Consider the following 17,297-nt stretch of genomic DNA (forward strand, 5'->3'; position numbering starts at 1 on the left):
AATTGACAATTTAAACGTTTTTTATGATTTTAAATGAAGTGTGAATCATTTAGAACATTAACTTTGCGCTCTCTTAGAAAAGTAAATTTGTGATTCAGGATATTATTATAGCTATTTTATGGAGCATTTCTCCTTTTGGGGAAGCTAAAGTTGGGATTCCATATGGAATGTTCAATGGAGTAAACATTTACTTGGTTTTTGTAGTATGTTTTCTTGCCAATGTTCTTGTTTTTCCTTTAATGATATTTTTTTTAGAAAAGGTAAATAGTTATTTATTACGATGGCATTATTATAAAAAAGCCGCAATATATGTTGCTCGAAAAGCCAAAGTAGGATCTGGTGAAAAAATTCAAAAATATGGCTTTTGGGGTCTTCTGTTTTTTGTGATGATTCCATTACCAGGAACTGGAGTATATGCAGGCAGTATTGCATCATACTTATTTAAAATCAAAAAAAGAAAAGCTTTTATGGCAAATACCGTGGGGATATTCTTTTCTTCAGTAATAGTTTGGGGCACCACGTTACTTACCATGCAAGGCATTTCTTAATTTTCCTTTTGCAATATTCTAAAACCAAAATAAAGTTATTTAATTAGGAATCTGCGCTCTTAGTACTTTCTCATATCCCTGAATTAAACTTTTAAGTCCTTCAGGACTTTTTTGTGGTTGCATAATGATTTCTAAACTACTGGTTTGTAATTGAGTATTGTTTTCAGTATTAGCTTCTGTGTCTTTTGTAGGGAAACTAACTTTTAAATCATCATTTTCTACTAAAATCTCCAGATTTGTTTTAAAACGAACCTCTGATATCTGAGATGAAGAAATAGGTATTAATGCAATTAAGGGCACATGTACATTCTTCATTACAACTCCGCTAGAAGTTTGTTCTGGATACTGAACCACTACTGTTTTTGGCTTTAGTGCATTAGATGTTTTTGTTTTAGAAATACCCTTGTCATCCTGGAGTGCCTCTTTTGCATCAGCAAAAGTTTGCATTGCTTCTTCTAACTCTTCTTTGGTAGGACGTTTTTTTCTGAGAATTTTTTTTGCTGCATGTAATGCGTCATCAAGAGAACCTGTAATTAGTTCGGTCCCACCAGAACTTTCAAAATATCGATCTATCACTTTTAGATTTTCATCCATTAATGCCGAGTTAGCAGAAAGCGTAGCATCGTTAATTGCTTTTATGAATTGATCAAAATTTATCATAAGATTTATTTTTTAGTTTAGCTCCTGCCTGCTTAAGTTCTTCATATTTTTCTATTGCATTTCTAGTTTCATCAATACTTTCGGGAGATAAAGCCACAACAGATTGACATGAGGGGCAAGCAAATTTTACACCTTGTAAAAGAGAGGTTATATCGAATGGAATTTGACCCTGACAAACGGGACATGGTATTTTTTGTTCGTTGATCATTTTGTTTGTTTTATAATATTAATTTTTATCCAGTGGCATTTCTAAAGGTTCAATAGCTTTTGTATACACATCAATGATCGTTAGAAGCCCTTTTGTAAGAGGTAAAGTACCAGCAGTTACGCCTATAGAATACGCTGCATTTAGATCATTGCTTTCATATGTGTTAATGTTAGTATCTGTATTCTTAAGCATATTATTTTTAGGAGCTATTTTACCTAACATTTCTACAGAAGGATTTTTTTTTGTCCAGTTAATATCTGAAGTATTCTCTTCTGAAAAGTCATCATGATTCCAATCTTCATCGACACTATATTGAGAAGTGACATCAATATTAAAATCAATATTAACTGTTTCTACACCTAATGGACTGAATGGGAATATTGTAACTAATGGAAGACTAAAGTATGTAGTTATCTGTTGAATTTCTGGTTCTGAATTAATAGCATCTCCGGTCTCTAATACTCCTCTTGTAACCGACATCTTCAGCATTTTTGGTTTATAATGTTTTCCATTATAATGAAAACAATTATCCAGGAGTGATCTTATTTGCTCCTCTGCCATTTTAGATTGTGCTTTGGCAACAGCAACCAATGGTTGAGATATAAGTTCATTTATCAATGAACCTGTAAAATCATATTGGTTTTCTTTTTTAGGTTTTTTAGCCATTTTGTTGTGTTTAGAGAAGTGAAATCGATAAAATAAGAATAGACATCTTATTTTATCGATTACTACTTAATTATTAAGGTTTTTCTTGAGGCATTTCATAGGGTTCTATTGCCTTGGTAAATGCTTCAATAATGGTATTAACTCCTTTAGGGAGAGGTAGCTGGCCAGCATGAACTTTCACTGTGTATTTAGCAGAGTTACTTTTTTCATAATGAGAGCTAAAACTTGAGCTGTCACTACTGTCATAACTAGCACTTCCTTTGATTGTGGCCGAAACAGGACCCCAACCTGCTTTAACTTCCCAACTAGCTTCTGCAGCTATTTTTGTTTCCTGAGTTTCACTGGTCTCTTCTCCATAGCTTGATTTCACTTCCATTTCGAAGTTAATGTCTACATTATCCACTGCTAATGAGTTTAAAGGTATTACAGTAAGAATTGGTAAATCAAACTTTGTTGTGATAGGCTTAATGTCTGGTGCAGCATTTGGTTCTTCACTTGGAATGATAACCCCTCTGGTAAGCAACATATTAATCATTATTGGACTATACCCTTTTGTGGTATCGTCAAATGAAAAACAGGTGTCGAGCATAAATCGAGTTTGAGTTAATGCCATTGCAGAATTAGCTTTTGCTGCGGCATTTAATGGACCACCAATAAGGTCATCCATAGGCAAGCCCGTAAATTGCTGTGCCATTGATACTAGTTGTTTTTCTTGTGCCATGATTTTAAAAGTTTAAATTAGAATATATTAATGTTAACTCAAATGTAGAAAATAGCTATGGTGTAATGCGTAGGTGTTTATACGTGATTTTCGCGGATATTTGGTTGAAAATCAAAGTGCTCGATTATAAGGAGGAGTTAGATTTTGGATGTAGATAACCTATTTATCTTTTCTATGTAGTTAGAGAGAAAATAATCTTGTTACAAAAAGAGATGAAGGATTTATGAGCAGATGTTACGTGGTAAGGTCAAAATTTTAAGACTAGTCATCTTTTCTAAAATATTCAGAAGGTAGTTTTCCAAATCTTTTTTTAAATGCCTGAGTAAAGTGAGGAAGGTTACTCATACCCAACTCATGGGCAATTTCACTTATACTGGCTCTTTCATTGTATTCAATCTTACGCTTTGCCGATTGTAGACGAATTTCTCTGATATAAGCAGCTGGGGTTTGCCCTGTTGCAGATTTAATTTTTCTGATTAGACTACGTTCACTGATTGAGAAATGATAAGCAAGATCGATGTTACTTAGTTTGGTGTTAGATATATTGGTAATAATGTAAGTATCTAATTCTTTTTTGAATTGTGCCATCTCTGATAATGAAAACTTATCAATAGTAGACAGCATACTTTTCTTTTGATTTAAAGAATTTTTGAGAGAAATATCGATACGTAGTTTTAGTTCTGTCATATCAAATGGTTTGATAATATAATCATCCACTCCCATATGTAATACCTCAATTTTATCATTTTGTAGTGTGCGTGCGGTTAAGAAAATTAAAGGAATCATTAAAAAATCTTCATCTGATTTTAGTTTCTTAATAAATTCTACTCCATCCATAACGGGCATCATATAATCGGTAATGATAAGGTCTGGTTTTTGGATAGATTTTAAGAGACTTAATGCCTCGTGTCCGTTAGCCGCCTGATACAGATTATATTCGGTTAAGTGACGTTCTAGGTATTGCCTCATATCGAGGTTATCTTCTACAAGTAAGATTGATGATTTGTTAACATCAATAGATTCTGTATGATTAACTGCATATGGAATGATATGCTTATCCAATTGATTTGAATCTGATATTACAGGAAAATTCAACTCAAACGAAGATCCTTTTCCTATAGTACTTTGTACTGTTACAGAACCCTCATGTAGTTCAATGAATTCTTTGACAATAGCTAAACCAATTCCGGTACCGCTTACAGACTCCTTGCCATCCACCTGATAATATCTTTTAAAAATAGCTTCTATGTCAGAAGGAGCTATACCAATTCCTGAGTCAATCACAGTAATCGACACCGATTCTTTGTGCTCTTTTACCGTTATATGAATTTCTCCAGTTGATTTGCTATATTTGATCGCATTTGATACTAAGTTGATCATCATTTTTTCAAACATATCTCTATCAGTATCTATAAATATTTGTGCAGATGAATGCGTGATATAGATCGTTTGCTTATTTTCGGCAGCATACTTTTTAAAAGATTCAATAATACCTTTTAAGATAGGAATAACATCTTGTTTTTTCTTAATAATGCTTAATTGTCCATGATCCAGTTTAGATAAATCTAATATCTCATTAACGAGTTGCAACAGGTATTTTCCATTTTTCATAGACATTTTTAATTCCTGTTCTGTTTCCTTATTTAGTTTTCCTTTGTTTAATACACTTTCTAATGGACCCAAAAGTAGGGTAAGTGGTGTTCTTAATTCGTGAGAAACATTATTGAAAAAAGTGGTTTTAAGTTCCTCAATTTTTTTGAGTTGTTTTTTTTCTTCCTGAAGTTGATTAACTTCTATTTCTTTGATGGCAATTAAGGATTTATCCTGAAAAAAGCCCCAAACTAGGTCAGTCATAAAAATTACATCTCTAAATAGTAGAGTTAGAAACAAGCTGTTAAGTGTCCAAAAATTGTGTGGTATAATTTTCTTCCATGCCATAATTATTAAAATTCCGTTTAAGACAATTGGACTAATAGCTATTAAAAAGACATTAGCTCTATGAGGGTTTTGTTTTCGAAATTTGATAAGACAAACCGAAGCTCCAATGATAGTCATCAGGAAATAAAAATTATTTAAATCACTAAGAAATGGATAATCTGAATACAGATATACAGGAATACCCAAAAGAATATATGGCCATGCCATTATTCTGTACCAAAATTTAGAGTATTTCTGTATCTCGAGGTAATGCGCAATAAAAGCAGAAAAACTATAGAGCATTAATATCACAAGACAAAATTCAATTTTAGCAAGGAATGGACCACTTAACCCCCAAATAGAGTCAAAAACTTTATTGCGGATAATAATTTCTGATAAACTTACAATAACCATAAAAGCATAGTAAATATTATCCTTTGTTGGTTTTATATAGATAAGGAATAAAAAAATCAGGAAAATAAGTATTTCCATTCCTGTAAATAGGACAAAAAAAGTATGAGTCCTAATGAAATATTCATCAAAATCCTTTTGGGAAATATATTCTAAGTCAGTTAGAGAGCGTTTAAGCAATGCTTCAGTTCGAATACATGTCAATTTGATATATAATGTTTCTGTATCATTAAAATTAAGAGGTAATGCATTTTTATTAATTCCTCTAACAATGGATCGCTCTTGGTATTCCACTATTTTTCCCGTAATAGCAATAACAGAATCAGAATGAGGACTATTATAGGATTCTACATGGTCAAACAAATTTGAAAGTAAAAGCACACCGCTTTTTATTGAATCATTTGTGAATTCTTTATGTCTTATTTTTAACCAATATACTGGGATTGTGCTATCCATAGTATCAAACCCTTGTAAAGACTCCCATTCTAAATTTTCTAAAGTATCTTTAGATGAAATATCCCCTTCATGAACACTAATAGATAACATTTCTATAGACGCCTGCCCTTTAGCAATGCTTGTGGTTATTAAAAACAATAAAATGATTATGATTCTTATCATCAATAGATACTTGTTATGGTTTTACAAGGTATAATGAATCGAACAGATTACATAGAGATACTTTAAAATTGGCAACTTTTCAACAGAGATTGTCTGGAATTTGATATGGTAAACCTCATATTTTTCGAAGAGAAGTTTCTTAAATTTCTTAGCTACAATTCGCTTTACTCATAATTAATAGACATTCACTAAAAGAATTGATCTATTCACTCATTTATTTTTTTACAGGTCTATTAATTACACAAATTTGATTCGTAATTATAGGGATACTATTGGGAGTTACTATTGGATATTAGAATAGAAGGGGGGTAAGTTAAGGTATTGATCAATCAGGTTTTATTTTGATGAATTAATTAGGAGAAGATAGATACATAACAAAAACCATATGATCTAAAAGGGGAAACCTTAGAATTGGCAGATTTTCAACAAAGATTGCCCGGAATTCAACATGCACACACCTATATCTTTGGTACTTCACATAACATCTGGTTCAAAAAACATATTCATCAAAATTAATGGAGAGCAACTCACATCAAAATAATTATTAATGAAAACTAATACTCGATTCTATACAGAAAAAAGAAACATAATATCAATGCTATTTTTTTTGATATTGATTTCATCTAGTGTATCTGCACAGATAATAAGCACTTGGGGAACTCTATCTGGTACTTTACCAGAAAACGATTTTCAAACCAGTAGTTTATCTGCCAATGCAGATGGCACTTCATTGATTACAGTAGATATTACCCAATCAGGTTCAGCAACTGTGAGTGAAGAGATTAATGCTGTTCCCCCAGGTTTAATTTTAGGGAATAGTTTTAATAATAGCAGAGCTACCATTGGGGTCTCGGGTAATACATATACGTATACATTTAGTGAACCCGTTCAGGTTATTTTAAGTTCGCAAGAGCATAGTGAATTCATAAGAACAGAAAATATTAAAATATCAAGTCCAGATACGGGGGTATTATTTTCAGGGAGTATTACAGGAGGACAGATTGGTCATTTTGTAAGTAATAATAATACTTCGCAGATTCATATTGGTTCTAATAGTACTATCACTACAGCAGGAACCTATTGGACGGTAGAAAGCAATATTGCACTGACCACTTTATCGGTTGAATATTATGTTGCAGATCCCGTAGAGGTTGTTTCTGGAGAACCGTTTACACTGGATTTAGCACCAAACCCTTGGGTCAGACTAGATACTACTAATTCTACGGGAGCTGGAGGCATTGATTTTAATGCAACCATTTGTACTAGTGGAGCGAAACCTTTTGAGGGTTCTGATATTATTTTAAATGCACCTCATGGGATTGAGCGAATAGAAGTTAATCTTACAAATATTCAGGATACTGGTTTTGAAGAATTATCGATACCTGCAGATTTTCAAGACATCCAAATCGCGGGAAATGGAACCAGTACTTTAATTGCAACAAATATAAATAGTGCAACGACTAGTGATTTTCAAGATATAATTAGTGAATTATATTATATTAATAAGGCCACAAATCCAAATACAACCATAGCTAGAGCTATTGAAATCACAGTATTTGATGCTTATGGAAGTTCATCTATTGCTGCAATGGGGAATTTAAATTTAGTCCCAGCTTCAAATTCAGGAAAAGCATCGGGTCCTTTTGTGGTTTTAAGTACCGACGCTTCAACTGATTTGGTAAATGCACTAGATGGCTCTCAGGATGCTGGTGGTACATGGGTAGATGTTGATGGAACAGCTGCTCTTACAGGTAGTATTGTAGATATTACCACATTAACAATAGGTAGTTATGAGTTTAGGTATGAAGTGACTGGAACAACTCCTTGTAGCGCATCATCCACCAAGATTGTGCTTATTATTGTAGATGCGATAGAATTAGAAATAACATCACCTTCTTCTTGTGGTTTTATACTGACCGAATACACAGATGCTACATTTTCTGCAGGCTCCAATGACCCAATCTATATTTTTGATACTCCTGGAAATAACGGAGAATTAAGTTGTCCAACGACAGCGGGAGCTATATACCATTGGTATCTTTTTGATGAACCTACAAATTCATATTTGCCTTTTGCATTAAACACTACCCCTACACAAACAAATTTGGCTGATGGAGGGTATCTCGTTATAAGAGATGATGCAGGGACTATAACAGAGGGTAGAGCCTGGATATGGAATTCTAGCCTTACCGCAGATGCAGGAACTTCACAAACGGTTTGCAATGGTAATGCTATAAGTCTAATAGGTTCAGGAACAGAATTAAATCTATCCTATACGTATTATGATCCCGTAAATACTCCTACTATAATTACATCAGCAACCATTTTTTCTGTTACTTTTGACATTACACATACCCATATTTCTGATATAGGATATTTTTTAGTATCACCAGATAATATGGTAACTATTCCATTAGGTTTAAGTGAAAGATTAAATCCGTGTTACGGGGCAAACAATGCACAAAATTTAGTTTTTACCAACGATACTTCTATTACTCCAACATCACCAGTTTTTGATGTTTGCAAGTTTTCCAGAGATAATGGATGTTCTGGTCTTGGTCCGGCATTGACAGGAACCTATAATGCATATTATACTAATCCTTCTAATAACAATACACTATGTGGAGTATTTTCTGCACCTACTGGTGCTACAGCAATAAATATATCTCCAATAGCAGGGTATGATTTCGAACAAGGAGGTTGGAAAGTGCAAGTAACCGATTGTGCATTTTTGGATGCCGGAGAGATAAGCTCCGTTACCATTACTTTTGATGACAAAGCTGGAACCATAGTCACTTATAGTAGTGGAGCTGTTAATGTACCTATCATTGATGAAGCTTGTGATCTTAATTCAGCTACAATTTATGAGCTCCCATTTACTCCACCACCTCCACCATTAGGAGCGATAGAAAATACTATTACTATCAACTTACAAAATAACATTGGTATAGGTAATACAGGAGGATATGAATGGTCATATAGCACAACGGGATCAACGGGCCCCTGGAGTGGTCCTTTTGAAAATGGAACGATAACACCAAGTGTATCACCCACTAGTACAACCTGGTATAGAATACAGGTGGATAATGGGGTAGGATGTAGCGCAGAAGATGTTGTACAAATTACAGTGATTGACAAGCCAAATTCAGGAACTGAAACTGATCTATATGCTTGTACTGGAGGTACCGTTATCAATCTTAATGATTTACTTTCTGGTGAGGAAACAGGATCTTGGAGTGTTTCTGCATTATCACTAAACAACCCAGGAAGTGATTTTAATTCTGGTATGGGAACGTATGATCCAGCAACAGAGGGTGTTTATACATTTGATTATACAGTGAATCCCATAGCTCCCTGTGTAGCCAATTCGACAACATCGGTGACCGTTTCCGTGCAAACCGAAAGAAGCGCAGGGAATAATAATACGATTAATACTAACAATCCGGATATAGTGATTGATCTATTTTCTAGCCTGTTGGGGGCGCCAGATACTGGGGGGATATGGAGTTTGGATACTACAGGAAGTATTCCCGGTACTAATTTTGATTCAAGCGCCGGAACTTTAGATACCTCAGGTTTAGTTGCCGGGGCTTATAGTTTTGATTATATGATAACCAGTTGTACTACAGATATGTCCACTGTAACTGTACTCATAAATTTTCCAAGTGTTGATATTATTACACCTATAGAAGGGGATGATATTGTTAATGATATCGAGGATAAGGATGTAACCATTACCGGAACAACTATAAGTGTAGAAGAAGGACAAATGGTAACGGTTACTTTTTCTGACGGTACAAATTCTGTGACTACAACAGCTATTGTAGAGTCTGATGGTAGCTGGATAGCAACAGATGTCGATATAAGTGGGTTTGTAGAAGGAAGTATTATCATAGATGTTGAGGTAACCGATATAGCCGGTAACCAGGCAAATGATCAGGAAACTATTGTTTTAGATAATATAGCTCCGACCATTTCAAAAACTTCGATTGCGCAGGCTATGACTCCAAATAATGATGGTATAAATGATACCTGGGTTATTAAGGATATAGAAGAATTTCCAAATTCGGTTGTAAAAGTATATAACCGTTGGGGTAAAGAAGTATTTGCTAAACAAGGATATCAAAATGACTGGAACGGAGTATACAAGTCCAAAAGTGATCAACTACCTCAAGGCTCTTATTATTTTATCGTTGACCTAAAAAATGGGGTTAAACCTTTGGATGGATGGTTATATATAAATTATTAATTCAAAAAAAGTAAGCACACAATCAATCTATCAAAAACATGAAACTACAGATATATATAGTAATCATTTTACTCTTCTTAACAATAACGGGAGTATATGCACAACAGGAACCATATTATACACTTTATAGATATAATAAAAATGTGCTAAACCCTGCTAATGCAGGATCAGAAGGTCATATACAATTTACTACAAATATTCGTAGTCAGTGGTCAAGCGTTCAAGGTGCTCCAGAGTCACAGAGCCTTTCTTTTGATACTAACATAGGTAAAAACATGGGACTTGGACTTTCAGTAGTAAATGATCAAACTTTTATAGAAAAGCAAACGGGGATCTATATTGATTTTTCATATAAATTACTGTTAAATGAGCGAATAAATCTTTTTCTAGGGTTAAAAGCAGGGGGGAATTCTTATGATGTAAATACAAATGGACTACTCACATTTGGAGCTACAGAGGACCCTTTATTATCGAATGTTAATGAGTTTAACCCCAATATTGGGATTGGTGGATATCTAAAACATGAAGATTGGTTTTTATCTATTTCTGTTCCAAGATTGTTAAATAATGATAGGATTGATGATGAGTCTGGAATAGTTACAACAGCTACAGAGCGTTCCCATTTTTATGGGATGGCCGGTTATAATCTTAAATTAAGTAACAATATAGAATTTCGACCTTCAGTATTATTAAGATATGTCGATACAGCCCCTTTTTCGGTTGATTTTACTGGAGGTTTTTTGTTTTATAATAAATTCGAACTAGGAGCAGCTTATAGAACTGATAATGCGTTTAGTGCTTTTGCTACCATAAAGATTCAAAATTGGCTGCATTTTGGTTATGCTTATGAAGGTTCTTTAGAAAATGAAATAGCAAATGTTTCCAGAGGGACCCACGAGATTTTAATTCGATTTGCTATTGGAAATAAAGAATAATCTTTAGTTGTTAGGTTAATGCTTCTTAATTATTTCGGTTTTTACGCCTTATAAAACTCTTATTTAATACTCTTTAAATGTGTAATTATTGATCAATAATTAATTCAAAGTAAATCATCTCCTGACTTTGTTTAAACTTTATAAGCCAAATTTGATATGTGTTTTGTCAGATTAAGAGTACAAAAGTTTAACAAAAGTTTAGCCTTGCCCGTACATCGTGATTTATTCATGTACTTTTATAAATGTATTCACTGTGATATTTACTTTTTTTTATTTAAGTATCTGTTTTTGAGTGATTTAATTTTGTTTTTTTATTGATTTTATACTGATAAACTTAAAAACAATCCTTCTTTAAGCGTTTTTGATGATTATTGTTATTTGATATAATTTTTCTATTTTTAGTGCAATACTAATTATAAAAAGATAAAACAATTATCTTTTTCTTGGTATTAAATGGTTTTTATTGAATTATATAAAATGATCTGTGTTTTGAATGTACACATTATGTTTCTTGAAAAAGGTTATTTTAATAGTACTTCAATGAATATTGAAAAAAGTTGGTAAAAATAGTGATGATGGAGCTTTGGGGATACTACTATTTTTAATTTTGTAATAAAGATTATATACAGAATTCTTTAAGGTAATCATAAAGAATCTTACTAATAATAAACTAATATTCACTCAATCAAAAAAGGAAGCTTATATGAAACGAAGAGACTTTGTTCAATACGCGGGATTAGGAGCAGGCGCTTTAATGATGCCATCCCTGCTCTTAGGAAATGATATTTCCGCAGAAGCATTACTACATCCGGGAATGGATATAGCAATCAAAAAAAGAATGGCAGATATAGCTCTTAATACTGCAAAATCTTTAGGAGCGACTTATGCCGATGCTCGAATCGGAAGATATTTAAATCAATATGTTTTTACAAGAGAAGATAAAGTACAGAATGTTGTTAATACAGAATCCTTTGGTATAGGAATTCGTGTAATTGCAAATGGTACTTGGGGATTTGCTTCTACCAATGAAGTTTCTGAAAAAGGGATTAAAAAAGCTACAGATCAAGCAGTAGCAATTGCAAAGGCCAATTCAAAAATTCAAAAAGTACCGGTAAAGTTAGCTCCGGTAGCTTCTCATGGAGAGGTTTCTTGGAAAACGCCAATAAAGAAAGATTTCAAAGAAGTTCCTATTTCAGAAAAGGTAGATTTATTATTAAGTGCTAACGCAGCAGCATTAAAAAATGGAGCAAACTTTGTGAATTCTGGTTTATTCATGGTAAATGAACAGAAGTATTTTGCTTCTACAGAAGGATCTTATATCGATCAGGATGTACATCGTATTTGGCCAACATTTACAGTTACTGCTATAGATCGGGCTTCGAACAAATTTAAATCACGTCAGGCAATGAGTGCTCCGATGGGAATGGGGTATGAATATATGGATGGTTTAGATTCAGAAAAACTTGAAGGGCCAGCTGGTCTAAAATTATATAGAGGAAGTTATGATATGGTAGAAGATGCTACCATGGCAGCAAAACAAGCCAAAGAAAGACTTACTGCCAAATCTGTAGACGCAGGTAAATATGACCTTGTTTTAGAACCTAATCATTTAGGATTAACAATACATGAATCTGTAGGACACCCTCTGGAGCTTGATCGAGTTCTTGGATATGAGGCAAATTATGCAGGAACTAGTTTTGCCACATTAGATAAATGGAAAACAAAAAACTTTAAATACGGAAGTGATATTGTAAATCTGGTTGCAGATAAGACACAAGTAGGATCTTTAGGTGCTGTAGGTTATGACGATGAAGGCGTTAAAACCAAACAATGGGATCTTGTACGTAATGGAGTACTCACTAATTATCAAGCAATTCGTGATCAAGTACATATGATTGGTCAAAATGAATCTCACGGGTGTTGTTACTCACAAAGTTGGAATGATGTGCAGTTTCAAAGAATGCCAAATGTATCTCTGGAAGCAGGTAAAGAGAAATACTCTGTTGCAGAAATGATTAAGGATGTAGAAAAAGGAATTTATATTGCCGGTAGAGGTTCATATTCTATTGACCAACAACGATATAACTTCCAGTTTGGAGGTACCGTGTTTTATGAGATTAAAAATGGAGAAATAGTAGGTATGTTAGATGATGTTGCATACCAATCAAATACTCAAGAATTCTGGAACTCATGTGCTAAAATATGTGATCAGAGTGATTATCGTATGTTCGGTTCATTTTTCGATGGTAAAGGCCAGCCCTCTCAGATAAGTGCAGTGTCTCACGGTAGTGCTACTACCAGGTTTAATAACGTAAATGTAATCAATACAGGTAGAGCGATTTAAACTATTGATTTACTACAAATACTAACAATATCATGGCAATATATACAAAAGAAGAAGCAAGAAAAATCATGGAGAAAGCTTTAAGCTTTTCTACCGCAGATGCTTGTGAAATTAATATAAGTGGAAGTGAAAGTGGTAACATTCGTTATGCACGTAATACGGTGTCTACAGCAGGACACAGATCAAATCAAACCTTGGTAGTACAATCAAACTTTGGTAAAAAATCTGGTACAGCAACGATTGATGAATTTGATGATGAATCTTTAAAGAAAGTTGTGAAAAGAGCAGAAGAATTAGCAAAACTTTCACCAGAAAACCCGGAGTTTATGGCTCCATTAGGTCCTCAGACCTATGATAAGTCAATCACGTTTAGTGAGGCTACAGCCAAGATTACTCCAGAATATCGTGCTACTGTGGCAAGCAGCAGTATTGAACCTGCAGCTGCAAAAGATATTACAGCAGCTGGATTTTTTAATGACTCATCCAGTTTTAGTGCAATGTTAAATTCTAGTGGACTTTTTGCTTATAATCAAGAGACCAATTCTGATTTTACAGTAACTATGAGAACTAATGATGGTACTGGATCAGGTTGGGTGTCCAGAGATTATAATGATATAAGTAAGTTTGATGCTGTCGAAGCTTCTAATGTGGCAATAAACAAAGCATTGATGTCAAAAGAAGCTAAAGCTATTGAGCCCGGTAAATATACCGTAATACTGGAGCCAGCAGCATCGATAGGATTGTTGGGTAATATGGCAAGAGCGTTTAATGCCCGTACAGCAGATGAAGGAAGAAGCTTTATGTCTAAAGAAGGTGGAGGAACTAAATTAGGAGAAAAAATAGTAGATGAACGCATAAATATATGGTCTGATCCTTTACATCCTGAAGTGCCAACCAGTACATGGAACGGCGCAGGACAACCATTGAAAAAAACAAGCTGGGTAGAGAATGGAGTGGTAAAAAACCTAGCTTATAGCCGATATTGGGCAAAAGAGAAGGGAGTTGATCCTGTTCCTTTTCCTAATGGTTTTATTATGCAAGGAGGTGATGCATCTCTAGAAGATCTTATAAAAAGTACTAAAAAAGGAATTTTGGTAACTCGATTATGGTATATTAGAACCGTAGACCCTCAAACACTATTATATACAGGTCTTACCCGTGACGGAACGTTTTACATAGAGAATGGGAAAATAAAACATCCTGTGAAAAATTTTAGATTTAATGAAAGCCCGATCATTATGCTAAATAATCTAGAAACACTTGGTAAACAAGTTAGGATGAATGGTAATTTAGTCCCTTATATGAAAGTAAGAGATTTTACATTTACCAGTTTATCAGATGCAGTTTAATTCTATAGCATAACTATATACTGGTCATTTTGATGAGTTCATTATGACCAGTTTTTTCTTTTAGATTACTTCATCAGGAATGTATAGTAGAAACAATAGGGGTAATAGTAAAGTTTAAAACAACAAACTGCATTGGGTAACAAATTTTTCTTCACACGATTACAGTATGAGTCTGGGGATTGGGATGTTGATCAAAGGATGCCTTCCAATCTTTTAAACTCTCTTGTTGAGTATACAACTTTAGAGGTAGATACTCAGGAAAAAATAATAGCATTAAGTAGCGAGGAGATATTCAAAAGCCCATTTTGTTATATATCAGGTCATAAGTTGGTTCAATTTACTAAAAAAGAGCGGGAGAATTTTGAGAAGTATGTTAATAATGGAGGGTTTGTATTTGCTGATGATTGTAATCATGATATAGATGGTTTGTTTTCAAAATCATTTGAACGCCAAATGGAAGATATTTTTGGACCTGGACAATTAAAGAAAATTCCCAATAATCATGAGATATACAATGTGTTTTTCAAATTTGAAGATGGCCCACCTACTACTTCTCAAGAGCTTAATGGATGGGGGGATGATATAGTACACGATTATTTAAAAGCAATTATAATCAATGGTAGAATAGGAGTTTTATTTAGTAATAAAGATTATGGTTGCGAGTGGGATTATGATTTTAGAAATAAAAGGTGGTATAAGATAGATAATACTCGTTTTGGAGTGAATATAGTATTATATGCACTTACATCATAAAAAATATATTGATGGATAAAAATTTAGCAAGTATTGAGCAAGAGGTAAATATATTAACCGGAAAGCTTAGTGATTTAAGAAAAGAAATAGGTAAAATAATTACAGGTCAGGAAGAAACCATAGAACAATTATTGATTACTTTTTTAGCCGGTGGGCATGCCTTGTTAGAAGGTGTTCCCGGATTAGCAAAAACGTTGATGATAAGAACATTGGCAGAGGCAATTGATTTAAAATTTAAGAGGATACAATTTACTCCAGATCTTATGCCTTCAGATATTATTGGTACCGAAATATTGGAAGAAGATTATAGTACTGGAAAAAAGTTTTTTAAATTTAATAAGGGACCAATTTTTGCTAATATTATACTTGCAGATGAGATTAACCGTACACCACCTAAGACACAGGCAGCTTTATTAGAAGCGATGCAAGAGTTTGAAGTAACCTATTCTGGGAAAACATATGAGTTGGATAAACCATTTTTTATTCTAGCTACTCAAAACCCTATTGAACAATCGGGGACATTTATGCTTCCAGAAGCTCAACAGGATAGGTTCTTGCTATATATAAAAATTGGATATCCCAATGAATTAGAGGAAACTACGATTTTAAAAAATACTACAGGTGTTAAAAAGGAAACACTCAATAAAGTAATTACCGGTGAAGATATCATAAGATTACAATATCTTGTTCGAGAAGTTCCTATTAGTGATGAATTGGTCACTTATGTAAGCAGATTAATTCGTGCAACAAGACCAGAAACTACAAAGAATACATACGTAAAGGATTGGGTAAGTTGGGGAGCAGGGCCAAGAGCTGGTCAGGCAATGATATTAACAGCCAAAGCTCGTGCATTGATTAAAGGACGTTTATCTGTTACTCTAGAAGATATAAAACATGTGGCTATTCCAGTATTACGTCATAGGACTATTGTAAATTTTAGAGCAGAATCAGAAAATATAACAGCTGATGATGTTACTCGTCAACTACTAAAGGAGATTACTGTACCCAAAAATTAAATAAGTGAAGCAGGATTATCATCAATTATTAAAACCTGAACTCATAAAAAGCGTCTCTGGATTAGCATTGATTTCGCGTGTAATAGTAGATGGTTATTTATCGGGACTTAATCATAGTATTAGTGTTGGTCCGGGAATGGAGTTTAGTCAATTCAGAAGTTATGAACCGGGTGATGATTTACGATTACTGGATTGGAAAATGTTAGCACGATCAGGAAGGTATTACATAAAACAATCCGAAGTAGAAACCAATATTGCAGTAAAATTTATTTTAGATGCAAGTATGTCGATGCTCCATCAGGAGGAAGGATTATCTAAGATGGATTACGTAAGAATCTTAATAGCTTCTTTAGCATATTTATCACATCATCAAGGAGATGCTGTTGGTCTTTTTGCACTTAATGATCAGCATTTATATAATTTGTATCCAAAAGTTCAGAAACAACATTATAATCGTTTATTATTAGAGTTGATTAATATTCAGAATGAAGGAAAATGGCCAGAGTACTCCAAGGAATCAAATAATTTTCATGATCGCGGTCAGAAAGAGTTGATTTTTTTTATTACTGATTTATATGAACATCATAAAGAACTTACTTCTTTTATTAAAAAAATAAAAACCCCAAGAAATGAAGTTGTAGTATTACACCTTATGGGAAAGAATGAATTAGAATTTGATTATAAGGGGACGGTTACTTTTGAAGATCTTGAAACGGGAATGAAACTTAAAATAGATACTAAAACTGCAAAAAAGAAATACTTGTCATCCTTAGAAGAAATGATGAAAAAGACAAAAGACATTTTATTAGCAAATGGAATTAGTTATCATCTTTTTAGATTGGATGAGCATATAGGAGAAGCACTACAGGTATTTTTGAAGAAACGAAATAGATTAATGTAAT

The 17,297-nt window shown here is 33.6% G+C and carries 13 protein-coding genes; 8 read left to right on the forward strand and 5 right to left on the reverse strand.

Going from position 1 to position 17,297, the window contains the following annotated elements; translation table 11 throughout:
* Positions 1–89: 89 nt before the first annotated feature.
* Positions 90–548 carry a COG2426 family protein gene (locus FOF46_RS16405; protein ID WP_109436627.1) on the forward strand — a complete coding sequence of 153 codons (459 nt, stop codon included), beginning with the start codon at positions 90–92 and terminating at the stop codon, positions 546–548.
* A 39-nt stretch (positions 549–587) separates the two neighbouring features.
* Here FOF46_RS16405 and FOF46_RS16410 read toward each other — a convergent pair whose 3' ends face one another.
* The 5 genes from FOF46_RS16410 to FOF46_RS16430 all read right to left on the reverse strand — a co-directional run bounded on the left by FOF46_RS16410 (position 588) and on the right by FOF46_RS16430 (position 5,749).
* Complete coding sequence (locus FOF46_RS16410; protein ID WP_109436628.1) at positions 588–1,208, reverse strand: DUF2589 domain-containing protein; 621 nt, start codon at positions 1,206–1,208, stop codon at positions 588–590.
* Positions 1,195–1,416, reverse strand: a complete 222-nt coding sequence (locus FOF46_RS16415) for a hypothetical protein (RefSeq protein WP_109436629.1) — start codon at positions 1,414–1,416, stop codon at positions 1,195–1,197. Before FOF46_RS16415 ends, FOF46_RS16410 begins: the two co-directional genes overlap by 14 nt.
* Positions 1,417–1,434: 18 nt before the next feature.
* Positions 1,435–2,082 carry a DUF2589 domain-containing protein gene (locus FOF46_RS16420; protein ID WP_143917210.1) on the reverse strand — a complete coding sequence of 216 codons (648 nt, stop codon included), beginning with the start codon at positions 2,080–2,082 and terminating at the stop codon, positions 1,435–1,437.
* A gap of 73 nt (positions 2,083–2,155) precedes the next feature.
* On the reverse strand, positions 2,156–2,803 hold the full coding sequence (locus FOF46_RS16425) for a DUF2589 domain-containing protein (protein ID WP_208746789.1): 648 nt from the start codon (positions 2,801–2,803) through the stop codon (positions 2,156–2,158).
* Between the two features lie 261 nt (positions 2,804–3,064).
* Positions 3,065–5,749: an ATP-binding protein gene (locus FOF46_RS16430; protein ID WP_143917211.1), complete on the reverse strand. Its 2,685-nt coding sequence runs from the start codon at positions 5,747–5,749 to the stop codon at positions 3,065–3,067.
* Between the two features lie 547 nt (positions 5,750–6,296).
* Here FOF46_RS16430 and FOF46_RS16435 point away from each other — a divergent pair.
* The 7 genes from FOF46_RS16435 to FOF46_RS16465 all read left to right on the forward strand — a co-directional run bounded on the left by FOF46_RS16435 (position 6,297) and on the right by FOF46_RS16465 (position 17,296).
* Positions 6,297–9,998, forward strand: coding sequence for a T9SS type B sorting domain-containing protein (locus FOF46_RS16435; RefSeq protein WP_143917212.1), 3,702 nt, complete (start codon positions 6,297–6,299; stop codon positions 9,996–9,998).
* 38 nt (positions 9,999–10,036) lie between these two features.
* Positions 10,037–10,933: a PorP/SprF family type IX secretion system membrane protein gene (locus FOF46_RS16440; protein ID WP_143917213.1), complete on the forward strand. Its 897-nt coding sequence runs from the start codon at positions 10,037–10,039 to the stop codon at positions 10,931–10,933.
* 703 nt (positions 10,934–11,636) lie between these two features.
* Positions 11,637–13,277, forward strand: coding sequence for a TldD/PmbA family protein (locus FOF46_RS16445; RefSeq protein ID WP_109436634.1), 1,641 nt, complete (start codon positions 11,637–11,639; stop codon positions 13,275–13,277).
* A gap of 32 nt (positions 13,278–13,309) precedes the next feature.
* Positions 13,310–14,626 carry a TldD/PmbA family protein gene (locus FOF46_RS16450; protein ID WP_109436635.1) on the forward strand — a complete coding sequence of 439 codons (1,317 nt, stop codon included), beginning with the start codon at positions 13,310–13,312 and terminating at the stop codon, positions 14,624–14,626.
* 132 nt (positions 14,627–14,758) lie between these two features.
* Positions 14,759–15,379 carry a DUF4159 domain-containing protein gene (locus tag FOF46_RS16455; RefSeq protein WP_109436636.1) on the forward strand — a complete coding sequence of 207 codons (621 nt, stop codon included), beginning with the start codon at positions 14,759–14,761 and terminating at the stop codon, positions 15,377–15,379.
* 11 nt (positions 15,380–15,390) lie between these two features.
* Positions 15,391–16,395 carry an AAA family ATPase gene (locus tag FOF46_RS16460; protein WP_143917214.1) on the forward strand — a complete coding sequence of 335 codons (1,005 nt, stop codon included), beginning with the start codon at positions 15,391–15,393 and terminating at the stop codon, positions 16,393–16,395.
* Between the two features lie 4 nt (positions 16,396–16,399).
* Positions 16,400–17,296 carry a DUF58 domain-containing protein gene (locus FOF46_RS16465; RefSeq protein WP_143917215.1) on the forward strand — a complete coding sequence of 299 codons (897 nt, stop codon included), beginning with the start codon at positions 16,400–16,402 and terminating at the stop codon, positions 17,294–17,296.
* The last annotated feature ends 1 nt before the right edge of the window (position 17,297 follow it).

Source organism: Aquimarina algiphila (assembly GCF_007489275.1).
Lineage (GTDB): Bacteria > Bacteroidota > Bacteroidia > Flavobacteriales > Flavobacteriaceae > Aquimarina > Aquimarina algiphila.

Coding starts and splice junctions, on each gene's coding strand:
- FOF46_RS16410 (WP_109436628.1), bottom strand. CDS start 1,208: ATGATAAATTTTGATCAATTCATAAAAGCAATTAACGATGCTACGCTT.
- FOF46_RS16415 (WP_109436629.1), bottom strand. CDS start 1,416: ATGATCAACGAACAAAAAATACCATGTCCCGTTTGTCAGGGTCAAATT.
- FOF46_RS16420 (WP_143917210.1), bottom strand. CDS start 2,082: ATGGCTAAAAAACCTAAAAAAGAAAACCAATATGATTTTACAGGTTCA.
- FOF46_RS16425 (WP_208746789.1), bottom strand. CDS start 2,803: ATGGCACAAGAAAAACAACTAGTATCAATGGCACAGCAATTTACGGGC.
- FOF46_RS16430 (WP_143917211.1), bottom strand. CDS start 5,749: ATGATAAGAATCATAATCATTTTATTGTTTTTAATAACCACAAGCATT.
- FOF46_RS16435 (WP_143917212.1), top strand. CDS start 6,297: ATGAAAACTAATACTCGATTCTATACAGAAAAAAGAAACATAATATCA.
- FOF46_RS16440 (WP_143917213.1), top strand. CDS start 10,037: ATGAAACTACAGATATATATAGTAATCATTTTACTCTTCTTAACAATA.
- FOF46_RS16445 (WP_109436634.1), top strand. CDS start 11,637: ATGAAACGAAGAGACTTTGTTCAATACGCGGGATTAGGAGCAGGCGCT.
- FOF46_RS16450 (WP_109436635.1), top strand. CDS start 13,310: ATGGCAATATATACAAAAGAAGAAGCAAGAAAAATCATGGAGAAAGCT.
- FOF46_RS16460 (WP_143917214.1), top strand. CDS start 15,391: ATGGATAAAAATTTAGCAAGTATTGAGCAAGAGGTAAATATATTAACC.